General features: G+C 46.1%; 24 protein-coding genes and 1 tRNA gene. 13 read left to right on the top strand and 12 right to left on the bottom strand.

Annotated elements, in window-relative coordinates:
* The 7 genes from LLG09_08015 to LLG09_08045 form a co-directional block, all read left to right on the top strand.
* A partial coding sequence (locus LLG09_08015; protein ID MCE5197053.1) for a phage tail protein occupies positions 1–945 on the top strand: 945 nt, incomplete at its 5' end.
* Positions 945–1,283 carry a hypothetical protein gene (locus tag LLG09_08020; protein ID MCE5197054.1) on the top strand — a complete coding sequence of 113 codons (339 nt, stop codon included), beginning with the start codon at positions 945–947 and terminating at the stop codon, positions 1,281–1,283. The genes LLG09_08015 and LLG09_08020, both read left to right, overlap by 1 nt.
* On the top strand, positions 1,280–2,671 hold the full coding sequence (locus tag LLG09_08025; protein ID MCE5197055.1) for a hypothetical protein: 1,392 nt from the start codon (positions 1,280–1,282) through the stop codon (positions 2,669–2,671). Before LLG09_08020 ends, LLG09_08025 begins: the two co-directional genes overlap by 4 nt.
* A 14-nt stretch (positions 2,672–2,685) precedes the next feature.
* Complete coding sequence (locus LLG09_08030) at positions 2,686–4,278, top strand: hypothetical protein (protein ID MCE5197056.1); 1,593 nt, start codon at positions 2,686–2,688, stop codon at positions 4,276–4,278.
* Between the two features lie 5 nt (positions 4,279–4,283).
* Positions 4,284–5,618, top strand: a complete 1,335-nt coding sequence (locus LLG09_08035) for a hypothetical protein (protein ID MCE5197057.1) — start codon at positions 4,284–4,286, stop codon at positions 5,616–5,618.
* A 54-nt stretch (positions 5,619–5,672) separates the two neighbouring features.
* A complete protein-coding gene (locus LLG09_08040) occupies positions 5,673–6,083 on the top strand; it encodes a phage holin family protein (GenBank protein MCE5197058.1) in 411 nt (136 codons plus the stop codon).
* A 4-nt stretch (positions 6,084–6,087) separates the two neighbouring features.
* Positions 6,088–6,813: an N-acetylmuramoyl-L-alanine amidase gene (locus LLG09_08045; GenBank protein ID MCE5197059.1), complete on the top strand. Its 726-nt coding sequence runs from the start codon at positions 6,088–6,090 to the stop codon at positions 6,811–6,813.
* Here the strand turns inward: LLG09_08045 and LLG09_08050 are convergent.
* The 9 genes from LLG09_08050 to LLG09_08090 form a co-directional block, all read right to left on the bottom strand.
* The gene (locus LLG09_08050; GenBank protein MCE5197060.1) at positions 6,708–7,691 is read right to left on the bottom strand and encodes a cache domain-containing protein; all 984 of its coding nucleotides are present in this window, start codon (positions 7,689–7,691) and stop codon (positions 6,708–6,710) included. The two genes, LLG09_08045 and LLG09_08050, sit on opposite strands and share 106 nt — an antisense overlap.
* Before the next feature lie 531 nt (positions 7,692–8,222).
* Entirely contained in the window at positions 8,223–9,656 is a 1,434-nt protein-coding gene (locus LLG09_08055; protein ID MCE5197061.1) for an MATE family efflux transporter, read from the bottom strand.
* 6 nt (positions 9,657–9,662) lie between these two features.
* Positions 9,663–10,103: a MarR family transcriptional regulator gene (locus tag LLG09_08060; protein MCE5197062.1), complete on the bottom strand. Its 441-nt coding sequence runs from the start codon at positions 10,101–10,103 to the stop codon at positions 9,663–9,665.
* A 373-nt stretch (positions 10,104–10,476) separates the two neighbouring features.
* Positions 10,477–11,334, bottom strand: coding sequence for a hypothetical protein (locus LLG09_08065; protein MCE5197063.1), 858 nt, complete (start codon positions 11,332–11,334; stop codon positions 10,477–10,479).
* 59 nt (positions 11,335–11,393) lie between these two features.
* Entirely contained in the window at positions 11,394–12,500 is a 1,107-nt protein-coding gene (locus tag LLG09_08070; protein ID MCE5197064.1) for an alpha/beta hydrolase, read from the bottom strand.
* Between the two features lie 76 nt (positions 12,501–12,576).
* Entirely contained in the window at positions 12,577–13,170 is a 594-nt protein-coding gene (locus LLG09_08075) for a TetR/AcrR family transcriptional regulator (GenBank protein ID MCE5197065.1), read from the bottom strand.
* A 379-nt stretch (positions 13,171–13,549) separates the two neighbouring features.
* Positions 13,550–14,290, bottom strand: coding sequence for a methyl-accepting chemotaxis protein (locus LLG09_08080; GenBank protein MCE5197066.1), 741 nt, complete (start codon positions 14,288–14,290; stop codon positions 13,550–13,552).
* Positions 14,291–14,334: 44 nt separating this feature from the next.
* Positions 14,335–15,204 carry a hypothetical protein gene (locus LLG09_08085; protein MCE5197067.1) on the bottom strand — a complete coding sequence of 290 codons (870 nt, stop codon included), beginning with the start codon at positions 15,202–15,204 and terminating at the stop codon, positions 14,335–14,337.
* A 152-nt stretch (positions 15,205–15,356) separates the two neighbouring features.
* Positions 15,357–17,096: a diguanylate cyclase gene (locus LLG09_08090; GenBank protein MCE5197068.1), complete on the bottom strand. Its 1,740-nt coding sequence runs from the start codon at positions 17,094–17,096 to the stop codon at positions 15,357–15,359.
* Positions 17,097–17,299: 203 nt separating this feature from the next.
* Here LLG09_08090 and LLG09_08095 point away from each other — a divergent pair, with 203 nt between their 5' ends.
* The 4 genes from LLG09_08095 to LLG09_08110 are packed head-to-tail and all read left to right on the top strand — an operon-like array spanning position 17,300 to position 20,769.
* Positions 17,300–17,695 (top strand): RNA polymerase subunit sigma-70, encoded by a 396-nt coding sequence (locus tag LLG09_08095; GenBank protein MCE5197069.1) that lies wholly within the window; start codon positions 17,300–17,302, stop codon positions 17,693–17,695.
* Positions 17,688–17,909, top strand: a complete 222-nt coding sequence (locus LLG09_08100) for a hypothetical protein (protein ID MCE5197070.1) — start codon at positions 17,688–17,690, stop codon at positions 17,907–17,909. Before LLG09_08095 ends, LLG09_08100 begins: the two co-directional genes overlap by 8 nt.
* On the top strand, positions 17,897–19,201 hold the full coding sequence (locus tag LLG09_08105) for a recombinase family protein (protein MCE5197071.1): 1,305 nt from the start codon (positions 17,897–17,899) through the stop codon (positions 19,199–19,201). The genes LLG09_08100 and LLG09_08105 overlap by 13 nt, the downstream gene beginning before the upstream one ends.
* Entirely contained in the window at positions 19,186–20,769 is a 1,584-nt protein-coding gene (locus LLG09_08110) for a recombinase family protein (GenBank protein MCE5197072.1), read from the top strand. Before LLG09_08105 ends, LLG09_08110 begins: the two co-directional genes overlap by 16 nt.
* A 75-nt stretch (positions 20,770–20,844) precedes the next feature.
* Here the strand turns inward: LLG09_08110 and LLG09_08115 are convergent, their stop codons facing one another.
* Together LLG09_08115 and LLG09_08120 are read right to left on the bottom strand one after the other, a co-directional pair.
* The gene (locus LLG09_08115) at positions 20,845–22,086 is read right to left on the bottom strand and encodes an MFS transporter (protein MCE5197073.1); all 1,242 of its coding nucleotides are present in this window, start codon (positions 22,084–22,086) and stop codon (positions 20,845–20,847) included.
* Positions 22,076–22,552 carry a MarR family winged helix-turn-helix transcriptional regulator gene (locus LLG09_08120; GenBank protein ID MCE5197074.1) on the bottom strand — a complete coding sequence of 159 codons (477 nt, stop codon included), beginning with the start codon at positions 22,550–22,552 and terminating at the stop codon, positions 22,076–22,078. Before LLG09_08120 ends, LLG09_08115 begins: the two co-directional genes overlap by 11 nt.
* Positions 22,553–22,767: 215 nt before the next feature.
* On the opposite strand from LLG09_08120, the gene LLG09_08125 reads away from it, so the two are divergent.
* The gene (locus tag LLG09_08125; protein ID MCE5197075.1) at positions 22,768–22,911 is read left to right on the top strand and encodes a hypothetical protein; all 144 of its coding nucleotides are present in this window, start codon (positions 22,768–22,770) and stop codon (positions 22,909–22,911) included.
* Positions 22,912–23,003: 92 nt separating this feature from the next.
* Here LLG09_08125 and LLG09_08130 read toward each other — a convergent pair.
* A tRNA-Leu gene (locus LLG09_08130) sits at positions 23,004–23,088 on the bottom strand.
* A gap of 204 nt (positions 23,089–23,292) precedes the next feature.
* Between LLG09_08130 and LLG09_08135 the strand changes: the two genes are divergently transcribed.
* On the top strand, positions 23,293–24,789 hold the full coding sequence (locus tag LLG09_08135) for a hypothetical protein (protein ID MCE5197076.1): 1,497 nt from the start codon (positions 23,293–23,295) through the stop codon (positions 24,787–24,789).
* The last annotated feature ends 239 nt before the right edge of the window (positions 24,790–25,028 follow it).

Below are 25,028 nucleotides of genomic sequence, written 5' to 3' on the forward strand. Positions count from 1 at the left end.
GCATCCTCTATCGTCATGACTCTGCTCGAAGGCTTGATTGAGGCTCTGCCCGCTATCACGGAAGGTGCTCTGCAGCTTGTCCTTACACTGGTTCAAGGTATCATCGACAATCTGCCCGCCATTATTGAAGCCGCGATTCAGATGATCGTCACGCTGGCATTGGGTATTGCGGAAGCGCTTCCGGAACTGATTCCTTCCATCGTCGAGGCAATCCTCCTGATTGTTCAGGTGCTGCTCGACAACATGGACAAAATCCTCGAAGCCGCCTTTGCCATTATAAAGGGACTGGCGGAGGGGTTGCTGAACGCACTGCCGCAGTTGATAGACGCATTGCCAGAAATCATAACATCCATAATTGATTTTATTACAGAAAACCTTCCTATGATTATTGAGATGGGAATTCAGCTAACCGTTCAGCTTGCGGTCGGACTGATTCAAGCCATACCGCAGCTTGTGGCAAAACTGCCGGAGATCATCGCGGCCATCGTGACCGGCCTTGGAAAAGCGGTCGGTTCTGTGTTTGAAATCGGCAAGAATATCGTGACAGGTCTTTGGGAAGGTATTAAGTCCCTTGGTTCTTGGATAGCAGATAAGGTTTCTGGATTTTTCTCCGGTATTGTAGATGGTGCGAAAAGTCTCCTGGGCATCAACTCGCCCTCAACTGTGTTTGCTGGTATCGGTGAAAACATGGGCCTTGGTATCGGAGAGGGTTTCACCGACGCCATGAAGGGTGTGGAGAAAGACATTACAGGTGCGATTCCCACAGACTTAGATATAGATGCGGATATCCGTAAGACTGTGCGCGATACATCCGCCGGAAGCGTTGTTCGTCAGCTTATGGAGCACACCGGCACTATACGTGTGGAAGGTGTAACCGACAGAGGTGCGCTTTCCGGAGTCGTGGATATCATTATGGGCGAATTGAGACGGGAGGTGCGTGTCTGATGGCATATATAACAAATGAAACCACCGGAGTTTGCATCTCTCACTTTGTCAGCCTTGAGGTGAAGCAGGAGGTTATCCGAACCACTCAGCAGCTTTTGGATGGCGGCGTATATATTCAGAGAATCGGTGAACCGACAGTATCCTATGCTGTTTTAGCTTATGTGGACAGAGCTGGTAAAGCCCTGCTGCAAAACGCAGAAGACACCGCTGCGCTGCTTGAGGTTTCGGTGAAGCACGGACTCTACTACGGGCGAGTCATCGAGCTTTCCTTCTCTGAGCGGTTAGCCGGAGACTTTTTTAAAGCCACCGTGCTCTTGGCAAAGGAGGCAGTCGAATGAAAATACTGCCTGCCGAACTGCGTCAGAAGCTGCTGCAAAACACGCAGGTTAAGGACGCTGGTGCTGCACCAAGTCTGCGTGTTGTGGCAACCCAGTCAACAACGAACACGCTCTTGTCAGAGCTCATGCATAAAGATATCCCGGCAGACTTTGGCGATGTGGCCATCCGTCAGCTTAGCGGCGAAACCTCGCCTTCACTCGCTTACGCGTGCTGTATCGATGAAGGTATTGCAGAAATATATGAACGTCGTTTTCCTGCATATATGGAGAATCCTTGGAGCTATGTATGGTCCTTGGGTGCGGCTTCGGAGGTCGCTATTGAATTTAACGGAGTCTGGGAACTCGACACTTCGAAGCAATGGTATTTTCTCAGGACTGAACTGACGCCATATATCTTCTTTGTAAGCGAAGGCACACTGTATTTGCAAAAATGGAACGATGAAGATACTCGAATCCCGCTGGCAGAAGGAGTCTCACAAATATCCGCTTGCCGGGCATGGCAGTCCACAGATGAGCCACTGCTCGACCAAGGTTTAATAATTGGTTATCTCAAGGACGGCGAGGTATATTACCGCGCTCTTTGTTTGCAGGAGAGCGGTGAGCTTGTCTGGGAAACCGAACGTCAGATCACTGAGCTCGGCAGCGGAAATGATACTTTGAATGTTTTCCGGACGAACGACTTCCGGGTTGGCTTTATTTGCGAAAACGCCGGTGGTTTCAGTTATGTTCTTTCTTCACGTAATTACGCAGGCCAGAGCGTCCGCCCGGAGAGCATATACGGACAGGTCGTCGAGAACTGCTATGTAAAGGTCACGCCTATACAATATTTAACCGCTTATGGTGATGGGGCTGGTTTTGCACTCTCAAGTATTCCGCAGCCGGACTGTTACATCGGTTCGTGCAAAGAGTATCCGGTTTTTGAAATCGTATCGACTGAAAGAACCAGTGATACGGAGTATGTGATTACCTGCAGCCATGAAATGCAGGAGCGCTTGCCGCTAACAAACTTCATTTCTATTGTTCCGGATATTTTGATCGGATCGGCTCCGGTCGCGGCATCTGTTGTAATTGACGAAAACATACTTCGCATTACAGCAGATAAGCCGGTGTCCTTTCGGCAGCGTGTGCAGATTAACTTGCAGAGTTATAGCAGCTTACGCTTTCGTTCTTCGGGAACAAGCTGGCTTCTGGTTCCTGTTTTCACGGCGGTATTTCCGCCTGAACCTGTCTACGCGGACGATTCCACGGTCACGGTGGTACCAAGGGTTGTAACATTTATAAACAAACGAGTTTACTACTCTGATAATGAATACGAGGAACAGCCCTCAATCAATATTTCATATTCCTGCACTTTAGCGGCCACACAGGTCGGTCCAGTGCCAATCTAAGGAGGTATAGTTTTATGGAGAACATCATACGGCCTGTGGTGCATAACCGCTTTGACATCGAGGTGGCGGATGCGAGGACAGGCGAGATCAAGCAGTGCGTCACATCCTACAACATCATTCTGGATCAGTATTTCACAAGACTTATCAGTCGTTCGTCAAAAATAGGCTACATCCATCTCGGTACAGGCTCGGGAACTCCGACAGTGACAAGAACCTCCATGTTCACCTTTCTGGGGGCAATGGCAAATACCGTTGTCGAAACGGTCAAGGCATATCCCACAAGCTACACACGCAGAAAAATCGTTCTTTCACCCTCGGACTATGTGGGAGCCCGTATCACTGAAGTGGGCTTCGGGTACAGCACCTCCAGCGGTACCGCGGTCACACATTCCATGCTGAAGGACAGCGAGGGCAACCAGATTGCCATTCAGAAAACCGACACCGACGTCCTCACTGTCTATGCCACCTTTTATCTTACCATCGGTGAAGCTGTGCCTGGCGTTTATGTACTGCCCACACCAAACAACAATGCCGTCATTTCTGCGGTCCTACAAGACTCCTATTCCACATTGACTCTGATCATGGGTGCGTATGATACTCTGGAACAGGCTAATGACTTGTCTGGAATTTCTATTTCAAGTAAAACAGGTATCAGCCCGTCAGCAGATCAGCCAAACCGCAAATGGCAGATACCTGTTACCCGATGGAACTATAATGAGGCGAACTCACATATGGTAAGCGCAATCGGTTCTCCCACAATTGCCGCATGGCTGTTGCCAAACCCGGATATTTTTCCGCAGATTACACTATCCAACTTGCCTGTCGGTGTCGGCGACGGTGTGGCAACGGAGTTTTCTTGTCCGATTCCGAAAATCGTTCCCAATTCTGAGGTCGTTCATATAGACAATGTCCTCCAGACAAAAGGTACAGATTATGCTATCGACTATGATAACAATAACATTTTCTATCCGGAGTTAATGCTGAGCGCAGACGCTAAATCGCATGAACCCCTGATCACAAACACCAGCGGAACGGACTATCGGGGATCATCAGACATTCCGCTTATTTATCCTACGACGTCTTATGTAGACGCTGTTAATTCGTCTCGCCGAGTGGGGGTTGTTACCAGCAACAAATATGATTTCAGAGAGGCAAAAGCATTTAATACACTTATCCTGAATCCCTATGCCGTTCGATACTATGGAGACAGCTATAGCGGTACTGTCAAACTAAAAATGCTGTACTCTCTGGACAATCAGACATGGGAAACTTGTTTGGTGACGGAACTCTTCGATAATGAATATTCAGGCTTTCCCCCTGTGAAGAAGACATATAGATTCGAAACGGTCACAGCACGCTACATCGCATTTCAAACATTGGAAGCCAATGATACGCCTACCAGCAAATACTTTGCTATCGGCGACTACGCAACAAAGAATGGCGTCGGATACAACATTTTAGTAGGGCACACAACTCCAGGGCTTACATTTACCTCACCGCCTGCGGCAGGGGCTTCTATTGAGATGGACTGTGCGATTGACAGACCTCTTAAGAACGAAAACTGGGTGCTTGATTTTTCATTTGCCGTTCAGTTTGAAAGGGGCTGACGCCTATGATTCTCACCTTTGAGTATACAGAGTCGATAGGCAGCGGCCACTCCCCGCAGGTCGTTCACATGATGGAAAACGGCTTCCGTATCATTTACGTGGATGACGGTGGTCTGGTTGAAGGCATTGTTTCGTTTCCTGAACTCGGGCTGTATGGCGATTTGAGTTGGGAAACCAAAGGCCGGATGTCTCCGGATGAGAGTATTGCTTATCCCAGTTTGAAAAAAATCGCACACTACGGAGCCTTCGGTTTTTGGAGTGCCGGTACAGAGCATCGCTTTGTGATGTATATGCTGCCGACTGATATTTCCGAGACGCTCATCGACGGAACAATCAATCACACAAAGGACAGCCCTGTATCCAGCGCCTCTTTCAGCTTTCAAAACGTTAATGGTTATTTGCTGCGAAAGTACCGGTCGCTGGTTTCACCCAACGCAATGCTTGAACTATATTTTTCAATGGGAACAGCAGATGAAATATCCCTTGGGAAATGGTATATCGACAGAGTCGGCACGACCATACCGGGGAACAACCTCTCTGTCACAGCGAGAAATACCATAGGTAAACTGCTGAAGGAACAAACATTTGACGAGGCAGCTGCTTATACGGAAACAACACTGAGTGATAATCTGAGAGCAATTCTCTCATATGCCGGTGTGGAGTCCTTTTTTGTGGGCGATGCGGGCAAGAGCTGGAAGCTGAGCTTTGAAGCGCAGGATACGCTGCTCGGCGGTATCGAGGATATCATAAGGCTCCTGCCGGGTTGGAAGGTGGAAGAAACAGCAGACGGCGTGGTTGGCATCGGGCATTACACAGATGCTCGGTTTGATCAGCCTACTACTTACCAATTCGAACGGGATAAGAATTGCTGGAGCTATGCAAGCGAATACTCCGACGAAAATACCTACGCAAGAGTATGTATCCTCTGCAAGGAACCGGAAAACAGACTTTACATTGATTTAGACCCGCATAAACTGTGGCCCATTCCGGGACACCGGACACTATATATTACAGTACCGGACGGGACAACCACCGCCGAGATGGAAAGCTATGCGGCTGAACTTGCCGAGGGAATTGCGTTATCCGGGCGTGTAGAAACCTTTGCAGGCCGCTTTACTCCTCAGATGGTAATCAGGGACGCGGTGGTGATGGTTGACGGCGATATCTCAGAAGACATCGGTACCGTCACTAATGTAAAACACACAATGGGAAGCAAGGGTTTCTATACCGAATTTACGGTGGACAGCGGCGGACGAAAAGGTAAACCGATGCTGAAGGACTATGTAGCCCAGCTCTCCGGAAGCAAGACATCAAAATCTATTATTACAAACGAATCGTGATGAGCGCCTCTTCCGGGGCGCTTTTTCATTGTTCAAAAGAAAGAGAGGTTCATTATGAAGGAAATTTGGATCTGGATTCAAGCGGCAGTTGCTGCTGTCGGCGGATGGCTGGGGTACTTCCTCGGAGGCTGGGACGGTTTTTTGTATGCGCTCCTTGCCTTTGTCGTCATCGACTATATCACAGGTATTATGTGCGCGGTGCTGGATAAGAAGTTGTCCAGCGAGGTCGGCTTTCGCGGTATTTTCAAGAAGGTACTTATCTTCTCGCTGGTAGCCATAGGACACATCGTCGACAAAAGTGTGATCGGAGACGGCTCGGTAATCAGGACGGCGGTAATCTTTTTCTATCTATCGAACGAAGGTGTTTCCATCCTCGAAAATGTCGCGCACATCGGTCTGCCGGTGCCGCAGAAACTCAAAGACGTTTTAGAGCAGTTTCACAACCGAAACGACAAGGAGGGCTAATTTTATGAATTTAAAGCAGTATTATCTCACTGAAAACAACTGCTACAAGTCAGGAAAGAAACATACGGTTAAAGGTATCCTGGTGCACTCCACCGGAGCAAACAATCCCAATCTAAAACGCTATGTAGGTCCTGATGACGGATTACTCGGAGTAAACCAATACAACAATCACTGGAACGCCGCCAAGCCGGGCGGACGCGAGGTCTGCGTTCACGCATTTATTGGTAAACTAAAAGATGGTTCAATTGCCACCTACCAGACGCTGCCTTGGGACATGGTAGGATGGCACAGCGGAAGCGGTTCACTCGGCTACGCAAAAAATGCCAATAACAATGGTTATATCGGCTTTGAAATCTGCGAGGACGGTTTGACCGATACCTCGTATTTTTCTACTGTTTACAAGGAAGCCGTGGAGATTTGCGTGTATCTCTGTAAGCAATACGGACTGACGGAGAAGGACATCATCTGCCACTCGGAGGGTCACAAGCTCGGCATTGCCAGCAATCACGGCGATGTGATGCACTGGTTCCCGAAGCACGGCAAGAGCATGGATACCTTCCGTGCTGATGTAAAATCCGGTCTTGCCTCTGCCGCCCCCGCCGAGCCGACTGCGCCGAAGAAATATTACCGTGTGCAGGTCGGCGCGTATTCCGTTAAGGCAAACGCAGAAGCCATGCTTGCAAAGATTAAGGCGGCCGGCTTTACTGATGCTTTTGTAAAAAGAAACTGAGAATTATGTTCGGAATTATACTGTTCATACATCTGACGAACAAGTGTATTATCGATTTCGCTGAGGGTATATCGTTTTAAAGTGCCGTCCTGAAGAACGGTATAATTGGTTTTTCCCAAAGAGTTCGCTATCAGTTCCCCTGTATCTTTTTCAATAATGAATGCATAGCCATTGTTTTCCTGTACAATATCTTCTAAATAAGAGCCAATACCTGTCAGAAGCATATGCGTTCCAAGGACCCCCTGCAGATTGCCGGATCCGTCATATATTGGCCAGGCAGCCGATACGGTCATGTCTTCCATCACAAAATGCTTATATACAGGCGAGAATACGGGTCCGCCCGCTTCCTTTGCAGCCTTGTACCATACGCGCGTACGAGGATCAAATTTTCCTGCCCGGACAGTGATTTCGCCGGCAGTATAATCGCTGTTCACCGAATAATACCAGGAATTCCCGTCCGTATAGGAATTATTTTTCATGATCTCAATTACGTTATTTTCATTTCTTCTTGCCCCATAATATTCACCGTTTTCAGTACCGTAACTGAAGCTGTAGATCTCGTTGCCATGGGAGTATAAAACGCCTGTAAAAAACCTGTCCCGGGCATCTTCGTCCGAAAAATCGAAAATTTTATTTTCTATAAATTTGTGGTTGAACTCATTGATGTGCTCAGGAACCTGCATAAACGCATTTATCTTGTAATAAATCTCCTGATTCATATTCCTGGCAGTATTTTCTGTTATTTTTGAAGCGGATGAAGACCAGTTTGAAAAAACAAGATGCCCTATAATACTCATGGAAATCAACATTGCAAAAACAAAAGTTATAATGAGAATACCTCTGATCGAGATGCTTTTGTTTCCTGTGTTTCCTTTCATGTATCCGCCATCCTTTCAAGTCATCGGTCGTTGTTTGGCTGGATTTTCGGGAGATTAAGCTGTTTTCCTCATCGAGGAGTTTTATAACAGGGGTTCGATTTAATAATTATTCGTGAATACTATAGGTTATGGAAGAAAAAAATCCTATACACAGCTGTTACAGCAATTACGTGTATAAGACAAATCTAACAGTGCGCGGTGCTAATATTTTTTCAGTTTCGGCTTAAATTCTAAAAAATTCTTAAATTTATTTTAATTATACAATATTATTTATAAAGCTACAAGTTATAACGTATGAGTTTTAAAAAAAATTACCAAATAAGCTTTATTGATCTGAGCATAAAAAACCCGCCAAACATCATCATTGAAATTTGGCGGGAATGTTTTATCCGACGGATTCTGGGGCATGCAATCCTCGGGCTGCTCCCATATGGATCAGCCTCAGGGTTATTCATCAGGGATTTCTTTTGATTGCAGATAAATATTCTTTTTTATATACATACAGCAGATTGAATTCAGTTTTTAAATGCTTCAGACCTTTTGAGGCAAGTCGGTTTCTTTTGGGGGCGCTCCGTCCAATTCAAGTTCTTTCATCGCCTTCTTGAACTGTGCCGCGAATAGGATTGCTGTGAAGACAACAGCGATGATGTCCGCGATTGGCTCTGACGCATATATTGCGACGGCCTGATTTGCCTGGAAAATATGCGGCAAAATAAAGATGAGCGGGATGAGCAGCACGAATTTCCGGACGATGGCAACGGATATGGCCGCTTTGGCGCTTCCGATCGCGAGGAATGTTATCTGGCAGGCTATCTGTATGCCTAAGATAAGCATGATTGCGAAATAGATACGCATTGCTGTATAGGTAAATGCCGACAGTGCCGCATCAGACGTGAAGATGCCGACAAATATCTGCGGGAACAGCATGATGAGCGCCCACAACACAGCCGAATAGATCAGGCTTGCCTTAAGCAGAAGCCTGAAGGTCTGTCTGACCCGGACAGTGTTTTTAGCGCCGTAGTTATAGCTTGCTATAGGCTGCGCTCCCTGGCCGAGGCCTTGCAGCGGCAGCATGGCGAACTGCATAATGCTGGTTAGTATTGTCATGGCGCCAACCGCAATGTCGCCTCCGTATCTGAGCAGCGACGAATTGTAGCAGACCGCGATGACGCTTTCGCTGGCAGTCATAATAAACGGCGCAAGGCCAAGAGCGACACAGGGCAGGATGATTTTTGCGTCCAGCCTGATATTGGCGCGCCTGAGCTTCAGCAGAGTTTTCTTTCCGAAGAGGAAGTATACGACCCATACGCAGGACACTCCCTGAGAAATAATGGTCGCCAGTGCCGCGCCGCGTACGCCCATTTTGAGCCCATATATGAATATGGGATCCAGCACGATATTGCACAATGCCCCGATCAGCACTGTGCGCATACTGATCTTTGTAAAGCCCTGGGCGGTGATGAAAGCGTTCATGCCCAGTGTGAGCTGCACGAATATCGTGCCGAGGGCATAAATGTTCATGTAATCTGTCGAGTAATTAATGGTGTTTTCGCTTGCGCCGAATACCAGCAGAAAATCTCTGTTCCATATCAAAAGAACCACAGTCAGTATGACTGAAATAATGATCTGAAACAGAAAGCAGCTGCCCAGCGTCCTTTCGGCGAAAGCATTGTCTCCCTTGCCCATGGATATGGAAGCACGGGGTGCGCCTCCAGATGCAATCAGCGATGCAAATGCGGTTACTATCATGATGACCGGAAGGCACACGCCCACTCCGGTCAGCGCCAGCGCGCCGTTCTCCGGCATATGGCCGATGTAAATACGGTCGACAATGTTATAAAGCATGTTGATGAGCTGCGCAAGTACCGTTGGTATGGCCATCCGGCGAAGCAGTTTTCCGATAGGTTCTGTCCCAAGAAAATCGTTGTTTTGTGATAGGGATAGGGATTGAGATTGCGATTTCATGTAAGTTTACTTCCTTTCCAATCCTTCCAGTGCGTTTTGCCATATGCGCACATTCATGTCTGCGTACTGTTTCTGTTCCACCAGGGTGAAGCCGCTGAAAAGCTGCGCCGAAAACGCGTCCAGCACTGCGGATATATCAGGTATCATCTTTTGCGCATCGTCTGTCAGCATAAGATGGATGCGCCGTCTGTCGCCCGTATCCTGCCTGCGCAGCAGCAGCTCCTTTTGTATCAGCGATTCTACTGCCTTTGATACGTTTGCCTTCGGCAACCTTCTCAGATCGACGATATCGCTTGCTGTGTCCTTACCCGGATTGTTGTTAAGAAACATCAGTATATTCGACTCGATCTGCGTAAGGCCGTACTTTTCGCATACGTCTTTACCGCTTAGCTCGAACAGCCGCATTACCGCTTGGAAGCGCTGCAATATTTCTCCGCCTTTAAGCATATGGTCACCACCACTCTCATAAAGTTTCTATGGAAACTGTTTTATTATAAACTATTATACATTCAATCCGCTGTTTGTCAATGGTTATCATGAAATCAGATGAGTTCAAATATGAAGCATGAGCATTTTTTGCGTTGCAAAGCAAACAATTTTCCGGTATCAAGGGATATCAAATATAACAGATTAAGGTGCAATGGCAGCGAAGATTAAAATCGAATAAAAAAGGACATTTTGCAGCTTTTTGGGTAGAATTTACCCAAAAGAGATATGCAAATATGTCCAAGAAAAAATATTAAGTATGGGCAGCTGCTTTGCCAATATAACCGCGATGTCTATGATGTCATGCCCTTTGCGATCTAGTAAACAAAGATTGTTAGTTATTTTCCGTAATAGTGCCTTTCCCGTTAAAATAAATCAGGTCCCCATCGTCATAATGCCAAATTGCCTGAAACGAGGTCGGTTTTTTGATACCGTTTAATTCTATATAATCATCACAAACAACTGACCATTCCATCGTTTCGCTTGATCCATCGGTTGCTACAGCCGACCTGTCATCGGTTGTGAAAGACAGCATTTCCCCATTTTCGTTAAATGTAAAAATTCCGCTGACAGATATACCATAACAGGATATTGTTGCTTTTGCGTTCAGATCATCGACTGCCTCCCATTTAATATAATCCTGTAAAGCTGAATTAGGGACAAAGAGGATTTCCGAGAGGAATGTGACCAGGCTCGATTTATCCATAACTTCTCCTGTTTGGTCAAATAAAGTGAAAAGTTTTGCCAAAACGCCTTTCATTGAACCGGAACCATCTGAATATGTGTCCAGTCCTTCAAAGGGGATACCATACATCGAGCTGTCAATATAGGCGATTCTATTCGGCTCTTTCACGAAATTATATTGCGTGTAATCGATTTTTATCGCAGATTTATTCTTGCCGAACAAAAAATCGACATCCTGATAATATATTTTTATATAGGACATTTTCGGTGTGCCAATATAACCGCAATATCTGAAGTATGTCTGAACAGGCGCGGGCAGGCCGGCAATGTCTTCCTCCTGGAATATGCCTTCCTGAGGATCAGCTTCAGTCATAAGTTGCTTTGCCGTCCTGTCAAAGTCCGTTTTAGACTTTGAATATGGAATATTAAAAAATATCATCAGGATACCTGTTACGCAGAGTACAACCCCGATTATAGTGAGCATTATTTTTTTGCTCCTCCTTCTCATAACGTTCCTCCTTCATTGGACCTACGAGTATAACGAAAATTCATACCTTTTTCTGCATGTCATGCAGTATCAGTATCGGCAAGAGCAGTACTTTTGTTTAATACGTCCTCGAGCATGATCTGCGTAAATTTTTCAGGTTCTTCAAACATGGGGCTATGGGCAGACTGCTCGAATGTATAAAAACCTTTTACCGGAGCCTGCAAGTGTTTCAGGTAAACTTTTGATAAATCATAGTTAACCGTATAATCGTATTTGCCGCTGATAAAATAAGCAGGAATCTTTAACTGGGATACTTCGGCAGTCAAATCCGCAGAAAAAAGCTGATCAATTAATTTGGTATCATTTCTCAAAAAAGCTTTTGCACGCCATACCGTTATTTTTTCTTTCAGTGTATATGCCCTGCATTGAAAGACGGGAATAAATATACCGGTAATGACGGATTTCATATTGTGCATGGTACCAATGCCAAGCTCATGCATGGTTCTGTCACGTAATAAAGAAACAAAAAATGAACGAACCGCGATATCAGATTCCAAAACCGGATAGTTTTTTAATTTCTTAATCATTTCATTGTTTCCGGCCGCTGTATACTGCTCCAGAATGTATGTGTATGCCAGCTTTTCCGATTCAGCCATTTGTGAAATCTGTGCCACGCCGATATAGGCGATATATAGCTGAGGCGCCTGGGCCGCGGCTTGAATACCGAGGAATGAACCCCAGGAATGCGCCATTAAATAAATCTTATCCTGCCCAAAACGTTCGCGAAGATAATTTGTTGCTTCTATCGTATCGGATACAAGCTGTTCCGCGGTTAAGTCCTGTGCCGAAATGTCTGCGTTATACGAAAGCCCTGCGCCGCGCTGCTCCCAGTAACAAACGGTGAAGTGGTCTTCAAGCCCGGTTGGATACTTCTCGGCAAGAAAATACTCCGGCATACCCGGTCCCCCATGCAAAAAAAGCAGCACCGGGTTTTTTGTATTTTTACCTTTTATAAACATACCCTGCTCGACACCACCGATGTTTACTATAACTTTTTCAGATATGCTTCCCTCAAGCATACTATTGTTTTTATCCAAAAAAGGTTCAGGTTTTCCCGGACTGATTACTAATAATATGCCTGTGAGAATAAATACACATCCAAGTAAAAAAGCAAGCGTGATTGGCATAATACGCCCCTCCCTAGTTACAAGCGATTTTTTAGAAAGCTTCTCATTCTTAATCATTTTCATTTTTTTCCCCGATTTACAATGTCTGTTTGTTCCAAATAATATCTTCAATCTTTTTTTCCCAATCTTTGTCATAATAAATATTTTTCATTGTAGCGATTGAAGCAAGGCCATGAACGGAAGCCCATAATGCTATAATCGTATCTTCCATTTTTTCTTTTGGCATTCCGGTTTCTCCGAAGATACGTAAAACATTTTCTTTCAGTAATTCAAAAGGCGGAAAGTTGTTCTTCGCATTTTCATCCAATGACAGATTAACTTTTATGCAAGGCTGTGAAAACAGGAACTGAAAATAATTTGGATTTTTAACAAAAAACAGCACATAACTCTTCCCCATTTGGATCAGCACTCTTTGGTCGTTTTGATTTAGACAGGATTCAATTGCGGTGTGAAGAACTTCCATAAACTGATTTGTTACATAATCCTGCATAGCCTCCAGCAAGTCTTCCTTGCTTTGAAAATGACTGTAAGGCGCCGATTGACTTACACCGCACATGACACATACTTTTCGCAATGAAAGCTGCTCTATACCCTTTTGATTAATTAATTCAATCCCAGCCTCAATGAGACAATTTCTTAAATTCCCATGATGATAGGGTTTATCCGGCATTTTATCACCTCTTCATCTTTACGCTGTTTAGATTATAATATGATATCTTTACAGTGTCAAGATATCGGGATGAGAAAGTGTCTGACTGAAAGTTATCCGTATGAGATCGGAACTGGCTCCGTTGATTCATAGATAAAAGTAAAATTTGTATAAAAAGTTTCGATCGAACCTTTTCAAAGGTTCGCGAGGGAGTTGGGGGCGTCGCCCCCAAGGTTTTTTAATGCTGATAAAGCGTATTTTGGAAGGGTTTGGGGAACCTTTTTCAAGAAAAAAGGTTCCCCAACATATCGGATTTGTGCACTTTTTTACAGGATGCCTTTTTCGACACTCTGATGCTATGATTCATAGAAAGCCTTTGGGGATTCAGTTTTCCAGTAAGTTAATAGTCTGTATTTTTAAGCTTAAAACTCCCTACCTGTTTTTTCATAAGCTCGGCCTGATTTGCCAATTCCTCATTTATCGCTGAATTTGACTGCATTTCCTGGGATATCAGCATGATTCCCTGATCGATTTTTTTGGACGAAACAGCGATATCGTTCATAAGGGCCGCAACAGCGGACACTTCACTGACAATCTTATTGAGAGCATCCGTGGCATTTTTTGCGATCTTTGTGCCGCCGTCAACCTTACTGATGGTGTCGTGGATCATTTCAGCCGTTTCCTTGGCTGCGTCTGCGGAACGCGTAGCAAGGTTCCGAACTTCCTCCGCAACTACGGCGAAACCCTTTCCGTGCTGCCCCGCCCTTGCGGCTTCAACTGCCGCGTTGAGCGCCAGTATGTTTGTCTGAAAGGCGATGTCTTCAATCACTTTGATGACCTTGGATATATTTGTGGAAGTATCATTTATCTCTTCCATAGCGATAACCATTTCTTTGATCTGGTTATCACCCTGTACAGCTTTCTCTTTGGCGGCGCTTGCCAGCTTATTTGCCTGGTCCGCGTTGCAGGTATTATTGCTTATGAGTGAAGATATCCCGACTATGGAGGCTGTCGGCGCCCCCTGTTCGGATGTGCCGTGCAAAAGCGCCATATTGGAGTCGTAGGCCCGGCGGGAGTCTGCCAGAACATTATTTGAAGCAGTGTTGATATTAGTCAGCAGCAGGTTGATTTTTTCAACCATTTCCTTAAGCTTTATGTTAAGAAAATCATCCTCAGACCGGGCTTTCAATATATATTCAAATCTCCGCCGGAAATCTTCTCGACAGCCGCCGCCTGCTCGCGAATATTGTTTATCATCTTGACGAACTCTGACGTCAGGATGCCTATTTCATCGGTCTTGTTCAGGTATCTGTCTGGAAACGTTATATCAACTATACCCTGGGATAACCTGGAAGAAGCGTTCTCCAGTATTTTTATGGGGTCAACTACTGTTTTCTTAACCACAATGTAAATCAAAACAAATGAAACAGCACACGACAGGATCATTATTCCTAATAAAGTGGGAAGATAATCATTAATACTCTTATTGATGGTATCAGCTCCGATATCCAGCCCGACAACGCCGACCACTTTGTTTTCGCTGTTAAAAACAGGTGCAAAGCCTGAAATAAGATCACCGTATGCTCCGTTGGAATAAACAGAAGAAAAGGTGCCGTTTCCTGTTGAAATGGCTTCGCCGGGCTCGGCTCCGTATTCATCCTTGGGCTGCGTATCGCCAAGCATACTGGGTGTTTCGCCTTCCGAATATCCGTCCGCTATATATTTGTAATTGCTGCCCGAATCAACCATTATGTATAAATAAGTCAGATCCAATTTTTCTTTCAGCTTGCTTATATAATCCAGCATTACCTGATAATAATCATCTTTCACTCCGGTTTTATCATATTCCGATATCTTGTTTCCATCAATATTTTCGCTTACTGTCATAGCAATATCAAGAGCTCGCCTGCCCATATAATCTTCTAAATTGCTTTTGTATGTGGCAAAGCTGAAGTAACCTATTAATAGAGAACAACCCATGGATATAAGAAGTACATAAATTGAAATTTTGATTTTTATCGATATCTTTTTTATGATATAACACTCCTTCAGCAAATTAATGTAATCAAATGTTCGCTTATTTCAGCAGAAGTTTTTTCTGCTTGAATAAATATATCGACCCCGACCAGGGTTTATTAATACTGTCTTAAAAATGCACCGAAAGAGAATCAGCTCTGAAACAGTCAAGCTTAAAGCACCTCTGTGGACTACTGTTTATTCATCATTTGCACAAACAAGTCGACGATTTGAGGGTCAAACTGTTTCCCGGCGCCGTCAATAATCACCTGTATGGCCTTTTCCCTGCCTGCAGAGTTTGGGTTTTCCTCGCTGCTTAACACTCTTTCATAGGTTTCCCCTATGGAAATTATCCTTGACAGCAAGGGGATTTCTCTGCCTTTAAGCCCCTTTGGATATCCTTTTCCATCCCATCTTTCATGGTGGCTGTATACGCCTTCCGACAAATCAAGAGTAGTGTCGAACAGGTTCAATATGCGGTAACCGATAACCGGATGCTGCTGCATTTTTTCAAGCTCTTCCTCTGACAAATCGGCTTTGGACAAAAGGTGTTCTTCCAATACAATTTTACCGATATCATGCAAAAACCCTGCTTGTTTTAATCTTTTTATTTCCGTATCCGGAAGGTCCATGGCACTGCCGATACTGCCGCATATTTCCTCAACAGTAATCGAATGCTGTTTTTCTTTAGGGCTGCGGTTGTGCAGGGTTTCGATTATTGTATTGATAATGTCCATATTAAAGGACTTCCGGTTCAGCGCCTTGTCTTTATACATCGCGTTTTCTGCGCTGGACAACACTTCTTCAATGGGTTGTGCCGAATTTGTTTTGGTATTGCTGCCCAACGCAATGCTGCACTTTATTGCGGCAATACGCGAGTCGGAGAAAATATCTTTGATATTGGAAAGGACTTTCATTGCGTCCTCGTTTGTGGCTTTTGGCAGGATCATAACAAATTCGTCTCCGCCTACGCGGGCGACAGAGCCGTCTTTTCTGCAGGCTTCCATAAGGATTTCCGACGACTTCTTGATTAGGGCATCTCCCGCTGAATGTCCAAAGATATCATTGGTCATCTTTAAACCGTTGATATCTGCAAAAATCACCGATAAGGGCAGGTTGTCCGGATTATCTAATTTTTTAAGGTTCTCTTCAAAGCATCTTCTGTTGTGAAGACCGGTCAAGGTGTCGTGGCAGCTCAGGTATTTGATTTCCGCTTCTCTTTTCCTGCGCCCTGTAATATCCGTGAACGTAATAACTGCTCCAACGATTTTTTCGTTTTTTATCTGGGGATAAGCATGGTATTCAACATAGAAGAATGTGCCGTCCTCTTTCCAAAAAACCTCATCGTCAGAATGTGTACCTTCATTTTGTCTGATCGATTTCATAATTTTGCATTCTTCGGCGGAGAAGGGGGTACCGTCAATCTTGCTGTGATGTATCTTCCGGTGCATATTCTCTCCGAGAAGATCTTCCTGGCCGGAATACCCGAGCAATTTGATGCAGCTTGTGTTGCAGAATGTACAGTTTCCTTCCAAATCGATACCGTAAATTGCCTCGGCGGCTGAGTCCAGAAGAAGCCGAAGCTGATCTTTGCTGGTTTTCATGTCTTCCGTTCTTGTTTTCACCGTATCTTCCAGATTGTTTATTAAATCATAAAGGTTTTCGGCCATTTCATTGAAAGCTCCCGACAGTCTGCCGATCTCGTCATTTCTGAAAATTACCGCCCTGTCGGCAAGGTTGCCGGATGATATGTTATCAGCCACTTTCAACAAATTGCCCATAGGTTTAAGCAATCTTCTTATTATGATGTAAAAAAACAGTATCGACAGAAGAATGGCGATTATCATAAGGATTATTGTCATCTGAATGCTTTGGTACACTTCTGTCATTAACAAACTTTCAGGCACCGCGGAAATAATGATCCAATTCAAACCCTCCCTATCAAACTCTTTTGCGTTTACATACAGGCTTTCGTTCTTTCTTTGAAAGTACAGCGAGTAAACATATACTTAGTGATGCCTACTGGAGAACATCTCTCTGGTAGGCATTATTTTTTTGCTTATTTTTTGTACGATGGTCTTCTTTTTTTCCAGTGGGTAGTGAGGACAAGAGTTCTCGGACTGGAGAAAAGCTCATGACAACCGATCAGAAAAAAATAATAACCGAAATGCGAAGACTGGGTTGCACCTACGCGAGTATTGCAGAGACGCTCTCAATTTCGGAAAGTACGATAAAAACTTACTGCCGTCGTACTCGGCTTACTGACAATACTGAAAAAACAGTTCTTGTTTGCAAACAGTGTGGCAAACCAATCAAGGTGAAGAACAAACACAGAGCGCGTCAGTTCTGCTCAGACCAGTGTCGTGCGGCATGGTGGTATGCCAATCGTGGCAGCAAGCCCAGAACGGAATATCAACTGATATGCTCGAACTGCAGTCAGCCCTTCGTGAGCATCGGAAACAAGGCTCGGAAGTACTGCTCTCATCAGTGCTATATTGCCGCCCGGTTCGGAGGTAACAGCCATGAATGACCACACTCTTGGCTACAAATCCGCTATGGCGCAAGCACGTCGGATGCTGTCAGAGGGCATCATCAACGAAGCTGAGTACACCATAATTGATACAATGATGGCCGAAAAATACGGCTTATCCTCGTGTAGTTTATTCCGGGAAAATGGCTTGCTATATAGTAGTATCAGAGGTAATATGTCACACTACAAGGGGGTGACAATATGCAAAAAATAATCAAAAAGGTGGCGCATCCGCCGAAGTTAGAGCGAAAAAAGCGTGTCGCCGCCTACGCCCGCGTGTCCAGCGGCAAGGACGCGATGCTTCATTCGCTCTCATCGCAAGTCGCGTATTACAGCACGCTGATACAGAAGCACGGCGACTGGGAATATGCCGGTGTGTACGCTGACGAGGCGATGACCGGCACCAAGGAAAGCCGCGACGAGTTTCAAAGGCTGCTTGCCGACTGCCGCGCCGGATGTATTGATCTGATACTTACCAAGTCCATCTCCCGCTTCGCTCGAAACACGGTCACTCTGCTGGAAACCGTGCGAGAGCTGAAACTACTGGAGGTGGATGTTTTTTTAGAGGAGCAGAACATTCACACACAGAGCAGCGAGGGTGAGCTGATGATGACCATTCTCGCGTCCTACGCACAGGAGGAAAGCCTGTCGGCAAGCGAAAATCAGAAATGGCGCATCAAGCGCAATTTCGAAGCCGGAAAGCCGTGGGATTGCACGATTCTCGGATACCGGGCAAAGGACGGTGTTTTCGAGATTGTGCCGGAGGAAGCGGAAACAGTGCGGCTGGTGTTCAAGTGGTATCTTGATGGGTTTGGCAGACAGGCAATCGCCAACCGGCTCAATGAGTTGGGGATTCCTACACGCTTTGAAAAGAGCTGGCATCAGGACACAATCCGAAAAATGCTCCGAAATGAAAAATACACTGGTGACCTGCTTCTGCAGAAGACGTTCCGCACCGACCACCTGACAAAGCAGACTCGCATAAATCACGGCGAGCTTCCTATGTACCATGTTCAGGACGCACACGAGCCAATCATCGACAGGGCGACTTTCGATGCGGTTCAACAAGAACTTGTCAGACGAGCAGAGAGCGTCCATGTAAAACCCGGTTCGTCTACGGCTTTCACCGGTAAGATACGTTGCGGCCTCTGCGGGAAAAAGTATCGGCGCAAGACGACGCATACCGGCATCGCTTGGGTCTGCGCCACATACAACACAAAAGGGAAAAAATACTGCTCTTCCAAGCAGATACCGGAAGAAACGCTCAAAGCCGTGACTGCCAAGGTACTCGGTTGTGATTTATTTGATGAGGATGCATTTGCGGAGCGCATTGCTTTTGTCTCCGCGCTACCGAACAATACTCTGGAGTTTACTTTCACAGACGGACATTCGGAAAACGCCACATGGCAAGACCGCTCACGCTCTGAGAGCTGGACTGCGGAAAGGCGTCAGGCAGCGGCAGAGAAAACGAGGAAAAGGAGTGAAAAGAAATGCCAAGAGCAGTAACGATGATACCAGCCACAATAAACCGCTTTACGGCGCTGTCGACGACTTCGGTGACGAGACGCAAGGTTGCTGGCTACGCCCGCGTGTCTACTGACAGCGAGGAACAGCAAACCAGCTATGAGGCACAGGTGGATTATTACACCCATTACATTCAATCCCGTGAGGATTGGGAGTTCGTTGGGGTTTATACCGATGAAGGAATTTCGGCGACCAACACCAAGCACCGCGACGGCTTCAAGAAGATGGTCAAGGACGCGCTTGCCGGTAAGATTGACCTTATCGTCACGAAATCGGTCAGCCGATTTGCCCGTAATACGGTTGACAGCCTTACGACCGTCCGCAAGCTGAAGGAGCACGGCACAGAGATTTATTTTGAAAAGGAAAACATCTTCACCTTCGACAGCAAGGGAGAACTTCTTATAACCATCATGTCCTCACTGGCGCAGGAAGAAAGCCGGAGCATTTCGGAGAACGTCACGTGGGGCCAGCGGAAACGCTTCGCCGACGGAAAGGTCAGTATGCCATATAAGCAGTTTCTCGGCTATGAAAAAGGAGAGGACGGGATGCCTGTTGTCAACGAAGAGGAAGCCGCCATTGTCCGGCTTATCTACAGGCTTTTCCTTGAGGGTAAAACGCCAGCGGGGATTTGCCGATACTTAGAACAACAGGGTATTCCAACGCCCTCCGGCAAGCAAAAATGGAGCCAGACCACGGTGGACAGTATTCTCTCAAACGAGAAGTACAAGGGCGACGCGCTTCTACAGAAGAAATTCACAGTGGATTTTCTGATGAAAAAGATGAAGACCAACGAGGGCGAAGTGCCTCAGTATTATGTGGAGCACAGCCATGAAGCCATTATAGTGCCGCTGGAATGGGACATGGTGCAGGCGGAAATAGCGCGGCGTAGGTCGCTCGGTAGAGCCTACAGCGGCAACAGCGTGTTCTCGTCCAAGCTGGTCTGCGGTGACTGCGGTGGCTTCTTTGGTCAAAAGGTGTGGCACTCAAACGACCCGTACCGCAAGGTGATCTGGCGCTGCAACAGCAAGTTCAAGGGCGAGACGAAATGCGCCACGCCTCATCTGGACACGGAAACCATCCAGCGAAAGTTCCTGATAGCCTACAATCGCCTGATGGCAGACCGCGAGGGTGTTATCTCGGATTGTGCTTTGATGCGGCGAGTGCTTTCTGACACTACGGCGCTGGACGCAGAGCTCGACAACTTGAACGAGGAAATCACGGTCGTGTCGGAGCTGGTCAAGACCTGTGTCAAGGAGAATGCTTCAACGGCACAGTCGCAGGAGGAATACGCAAAGAAGTACAACGGCCTGCTTGCCCGCTACGAGAAAGCGACGGCGCGGCTTACGGAGGTAACTGCTGAGAAAGAGCATAAGCACGACCAAGACCGTGAGCTTCGGCTGTTCATCGAGGAGTTAAAGAAACAGCCCCTCGTCCTCGAAGAATGGGACGAAAGGCTGTGGATTTCAATTCTCGACCGAGCGACAGTATTCCGGGACGGCAGGATCGCGTTCAAGTTTAAAAGCAGCAGAGAGATTGAGGTGGAGCGTTGAGTGCTCCACCTTTTTTTCGTAAATATTATCCGCATATCATTTACAAAACACATGGCATATTATTCTACACATCTCTTAAATACTGCGGTTAAGTCTTGATGAACCCAAATACAGCGGAATTGCCATAAGCTGGGTGGCAACGGACACCACAATCATTGCCGGTATGCTTACATCATACAGTACACCCATAAGCCAGCTTCCAAGGAACCAGAACACCCCGAAGGAGCACTCAAAAATGCCATAGCCTGTAGCTCTGCTGGCCTTGGGGACCATATTCGTCACTGCGGCTTTTAGGATAGACTCCTGTGCGCCCATGCCCACGCCCCAGAGGGCGATGCCCAGCAGCACCGTAGGAACGGAATGTAAGCCGAATACAAAGATCGCAAAAGGAGCGGAAATAATTGTTGACCATACCAGTGCTTTGACACCTTTTTTATCGTACATGAGCCCGAAAAACAGAGCAGCCACCGCATCTACCAGCATGGCGCCCGCATAGAGCAGAGGCAGCGTCCCGCTGTTTACAAGCGACGTCGTTTCGGCAAGGCCGGATGCAAGATTGGTATAGGTATTTGATACATGCATGATAATAATAGAGTAGTCAATAAAGCCGAATGCGAACAGACTGATACCGGCGATATATAGAATAAACTCCTTCTTCATCTTGAATGGGATATATTCCTTTGGTTCTGGTTCAAAGTGTTCTGGATTCGGGAATTTATGCTTCGTCACGAGCAGTAGGCTAATGGTAATTGCACCCGGAATCGCAAGTACCGCGAAACAGGTGGAATACACCTCAAAGGTCGAGCCATCCGTCTTGAACAGCATGACGAGATAGAGCAGTACCGGTCCAAGGAACGCGCCGATCTGGTCGAGTACCTCCTGAATGCCGAAACTCTTTCCCACACCTTCCTGCGAGGCGGCAAAAGACATGATGGTGTCCTTCGCCGGTTTTTTTATGGCCTTGCCCATGCGCTGGATAACCAGCAGAGCACAGGCGGCAATCCATCCGTGCTCACCAACAAGCGCAAGGGCGGGAACGGCCAGCACATCCAGTATGTACCCAACAACGGTCATAGGCCAGTATTGCTTTGTTTTGTCGGTGAGCTTGCCGAACACATATCGCATGGAGTAGCCAATGAGTTCCCCCAATCCGGAGATAAAGCCAATTGTTCCTGCAGATGCACCCAGCAGGGAGAGATACGCGCCCCGGATGCTGGATGCTCCTTCATGCGTCATATCCGAAAAAAGGCTGACAATGCCAAACAATAGTATAAACAGCATTGCCTTCGAAAGCTTTTTCTTTTTATTATTTTCCATTTTGACACTCTCTCTTCACAATATCCTGCATCTCAGAAAAATCAGCTTTGCTTTCTGTCTTGCAGCGCAGATACAGAATATCAAGTAATCCAGCAAATTCCTCGCGCTCTTGATCTGACAGCACCCCCGTCAACCATTCATAAAACAACGACTCGATATGCGCCTTTGAGTTTTTGAGACTCTCCGCTTTTTCGGTTGGGAACAGAAGCTGGCTGCGGCCATCGGCGGGATTCTCTTTTCGAATTAGATATCCCTTAGCCTCCAGATTCGCCGTCTGGCGTGCAACAGCTCCTTTATCGATCCCCACGATTTTGCACACGCCTGCCTGTGTGATGCCGGGATTTTTTCGGATGGCATGGATCACATCAAACTCTGCCGTGCCGATACCATCTTCCCGCAAGGTGCGGATAGTGAATTTGCTGACTTCCCGCGCGATTTTAGTGATCTGTCTTTTTGTAATGTCCATAGAAGCCTCCACACAAAACAAGATGTAGCATCAACCAATTACAATTAGATGATACTACATCTTCTTGCTTTGTCAAGAGGATACAGCAGTTATTGAGCTTTTATGTTGAGCACCTTTCGTCTGTAAAATACGGGGTTTAGGCATACACTAATTAGTCCAGAACAGAGTTAGCAGATCACCTATGTTTACGTATGCACCCAATCGCAAGCGCGGGTATGAAACTATTTTTGCGGCAAATGAAACTGTGGGAAAAAGTGAAACTATTTCGGGTAATCGCAAGCGCGGGTATAGAGGACATCACTGTTTCGGTGGATATCGGCGGTATCTGGTGGTTAGGTGACGAAGTAAAAAGCACATAAAAGTTCCGAAAATGCCTTGCTTGCAGGCTTTTTCGGCATAAAATAAGAACGCTAATGTTGACACCCATCGTATCAATATTAGCGTTCTTATATGGTGCGGGCGACAGGAGTTGAACCTGCATGAATTTCTCCGCCAGATCCTAAGTCTGGTGCGTCTGCCAATTCCGCCACGCCCGCATGTGCTACTGCATTTTATCACAATTTATCCGCCGGGGCAAGCATATTTTATTTTACCGGCTGAATTTGCATGCGTGTCGGCAGCGCCCTTTTCACGAAAATTCGCAGGATTGACAATTGCTTTTTTGGTTCGTTTATGATATGTTATTTTCAGTTTTCTTAAACTATTAAGCATCCTACACTGATTATTTGAGGTGAAAGTTCGTGTTCCACGAAAAATTAGATTTTTTAATGAAATTAACCCATTCATCCAACAGTACGTTGGGCAAAGCCGTCTCACTGGATGCTTCCTATATCAGCCGATTACGCAATGGCAGCCGCAAGCTGCCGAAAGACCCTGTTTTTATCCCCGCTATGGTAGACTATTTCGCCCGGAATATCACTACAGAGGAGCAAAAACGGATCCTGGCGACGGTTCCCACCTTTCCCTATCACTATGAAGATGACAGCAATCACTTAAATCAACTTTTATCTCACTGGCTGCTGCAGGATACCGATGATATGGAAGAACCGGTAGAAACCTTCTTGCGTCGTTTCAGCCTGCTTCGTCATCAGGCTGATCCGGCAGCCCCAAAGTTGCGCCCTGCGCTGTCGCGTTCCAAAGCCAATTATTACTTTGGCATCAAAGGAAAACAGGAGGCAGTTTTACGCTTTTTGCATCAAGTCACACGGGAAAAATTCACGCAAACGCTGCTGCTCTTCAGCAGCGAAGATATGTCATGGCTGACCAATGACCCGCTATTCACCAAACAATGGGCGGACTTAATGACAACTGCGATTTTGAAAGGAAATCACATCAGGATTATTCATACCGTCAGCCGTGCGTTAAATGAGATTTTCGAGGCGATCACCCAATGGCTGCCTTTGTATCTGACCGGGTCAATCGAACCTTATTATTATCCCAGGTCACAAGACGGCGTTCTTCGGCGCACTCTATTTATTGCACCGCGGACCGCAGCAATTGTAGCGTCTTCTGTGCAGAATAATCTGGATGATATGACTAATTTTTATATTACCAACCAAACGCTGATTCGAGCCTTTGAAAAAGAGTTTGAACGTTATTTCGCTTTGTGCAAACCATTAATGAAAATCTACACCAACGAACAAACCCCGGCTTTGCATGAAGCTTTGCTTGACTTTGATGCCAAGCCTTGTAACACGTTACTTTACTCTCCTTATTTATCGTTGCTCACCCTGCCTTCTGCCGCCGCCAAGAGTATTGCGGAGCGCAGCGGACAACCTGCCATTCTGGCTATCCAGCGGGAAAGAGAAACTTCCCTGTTGGAAAATCTAAAGCACTTCGGCGTGATAGATTTTCTTTCCTTGCCCAACCTGAATACTGTGTTACAGGGTAGTTTACCGCTATTGCTGCGAGAGCTTTTCGGTTTGCCTTATTTTTACTACACGAAGGAAGAATTTCGCCTGCATCTAGCCAATGTGATTGATTTATTGCGCGGTGAACCCAATTATCATGTCGTGATTCATCAGCAAAATATGACGCCTTACTTGTTATATGTCAAAGAAGATTATGGTGTCATGCTCAGTAAAGTAACAAATCCAGTTGCTGTTTTCTTGATAGAAGACAACGGTATGACCATTGCATTTTGGAATTTCCTTTATCGTCAGACCAAAAAGACGATCAAAACCAACCGTCAGCAGATCATTCATCTGCTGGAACAATATCTGCATGCTCTGCATTGAAAGAAAGAACAGTCTTTCGCATCATTAAAATACACCACTTGCGAGAGGTGGGCAATCGTCTCTCTGCAGTGGTGCATTTGGCAACGCCAGGCTGTTTTTTCTTATTTTTTTTTGTAAATACACGCTTTCTTGCAACTTGCGCAGCCACAACCGCAGCCGCCGCTGCCCGCTTGACGTTTTGTTTTCCGCGCCGCAAACAGGATAGCCAACAATGTCAGCCCAATCAGCAGCCAATCGAT

This window comes from Negativicutes bacterium (assembly GCA_021372785.1).
GTDB lineage: Bacteria > Bacillota > JAAYKD01 > JAAYKD01 > JAAYKD01 > JAJFTT01.

What these genes read in the sequence shown, in the direction of transcription:
- LLG09_08115 (MCE5197073.1), bottom strand. Translation starts at nt 22,086, where the DNA reads ATGGAAAATAATAAAAAGAAAAAGCTTTCGAAGGCAATGCTGTTTATA.
- LLG09_08095 (MCE5197069.1), top strand. Translation starts at nt 17,300, where the DNA reads ATGACAACCGATCAGAAAAAAATAATAACCGAAATGCGAAGACTGGGT.
- LLG09_08040 (MCE5197058.1), top strand. Translation starts at nt 5,673, where the DNA reads ATGAAGGAAATTTGGATCTGGATTCAAGCGGCAGTTGCTGCTGTCGGC.
- LLG09_08030 (MCE5197056.1), top strand. Translation starts at nt 2,686, where the DNA reads ATGGAGAACATCATACGGCCTGTGGTGCATAACCGCTTTGACATCGAG.
- LLG09_08065 (MCE5197063.1), bottom strand. Translation starts at nt 11,334, where the DNA reads ATGAGAAGGAGGAGCAAAAAAATAATGCTCACTATAATCGGGGTTGTA.
- LLG09_08050 (MCE5197060.1), bottom strand. Translation starts at nt 7,691, where the DNA reads ATGAAAGGAAACACAGGAAACAAAAGCATCTCGATCAGAGGTATTCTC.
- LLG09_08060 (MCE5197062.1), bottom strand. Translation starts at nt 10,103, where the DNA reads ATGCTTAAAGGCGGAGAAATATTGCAGCGCTTCCAAGCGGTAATGCGG.
- LLG09_08045 (MCE5197059.1), top strand. Translation starts at nt 6,088, where the DNA reads ATGAATTTAAAGCAGTATTATCTCACTGAAAACAACTGCTACAAGTCA.
- LLG09_08120 (MCE5197074.1), bottom strand. Translation starts at nt 22,552, where the DNA reads ATGGACATTACAAAAAGACAGATCACTAAAATCGCGCGGGAAGTCAGC.
- LLG09_08025 (MCE5197055.1), top strand. Translation starts at nt 1,280, where the DNA reads ATGAAAATACTGCCTGCCGAACTGCGTCAGAAGCTGCTGCAAAACACG.
- LLG09_08105 (MCE5197071.1), top strand. Translation starts at nt 17,897, where the DNA reads ATGCAAAAAATAATCAAAAAGGTGGCGCATCCGCCGAAGTTAGAGCGA.
- LLG09_08125 (MCE5197075.1), top strand. Translation starts at nt 22,768, where the DNA reads ATGAAACTATTTTTGCGGCAAATGAAACTGTGGGAAAAAGTGAAACTA.
- LLG09_08080 (MCE5197066.1), bottom strand. Translation starts at nt 14,290, where the DNA reads ATGGTTGAAAAAATCAACCTGCTGCTGACTAATATCAACACTGCTTCA.
- LLG09_08075 (MCE5197065.1), bottom strand. Translation starts at nt 13,170, where the DNA reads ATGCCGGATAAACCCTATCATCATGGGAATTTAAGAAATTGTCTCATT.
- LLG09_08070 (MCE5197064.1), bottom strand. Translation starts at nt 12,500, where the DNA reads ATGCCAATCACGCTTGCTTTTTTACTTGGATGTGTATTTATTCTCACA.
- LLG09_08100 (MCE5197070.1), top strand. Translation starts at nt 17,688, where the DNA reads ATGAATGACCACACTCTTGGCTACAAATCCGCTATGGCGCAAGCACGT.
- LLG09_08110 (MCE5197072.1), top strand. Translation starts at nt 19,186, where the DNA reads ATGCCAAGAGCAGTAACGATGATACCAGCCACAATAAACCGCTTTACG.
- LLG09_08035 (MCE5197057.1), top strand. Translation starts at nt 4,284, where the DNA reads ATGATTCTCACCTTTGAGTATACAGAGTCGATAGGCAGCGGCCACTCC.
- LLG09_08055 (MCE5197061.1), bottom strand. Translation starts at nt 9,656, where the DNA reads ATGAAATCGCAATCTCAATCCCTATCCCTATCACAAAACAACGATTTT.
- LLG09_08020 (MCE5197054.1), top strand. Translation starts at nt 945, where the DNA reads ATGGCATATATAACAAATGAAACCACCGGAGTTTGCATCTCTCACTTT.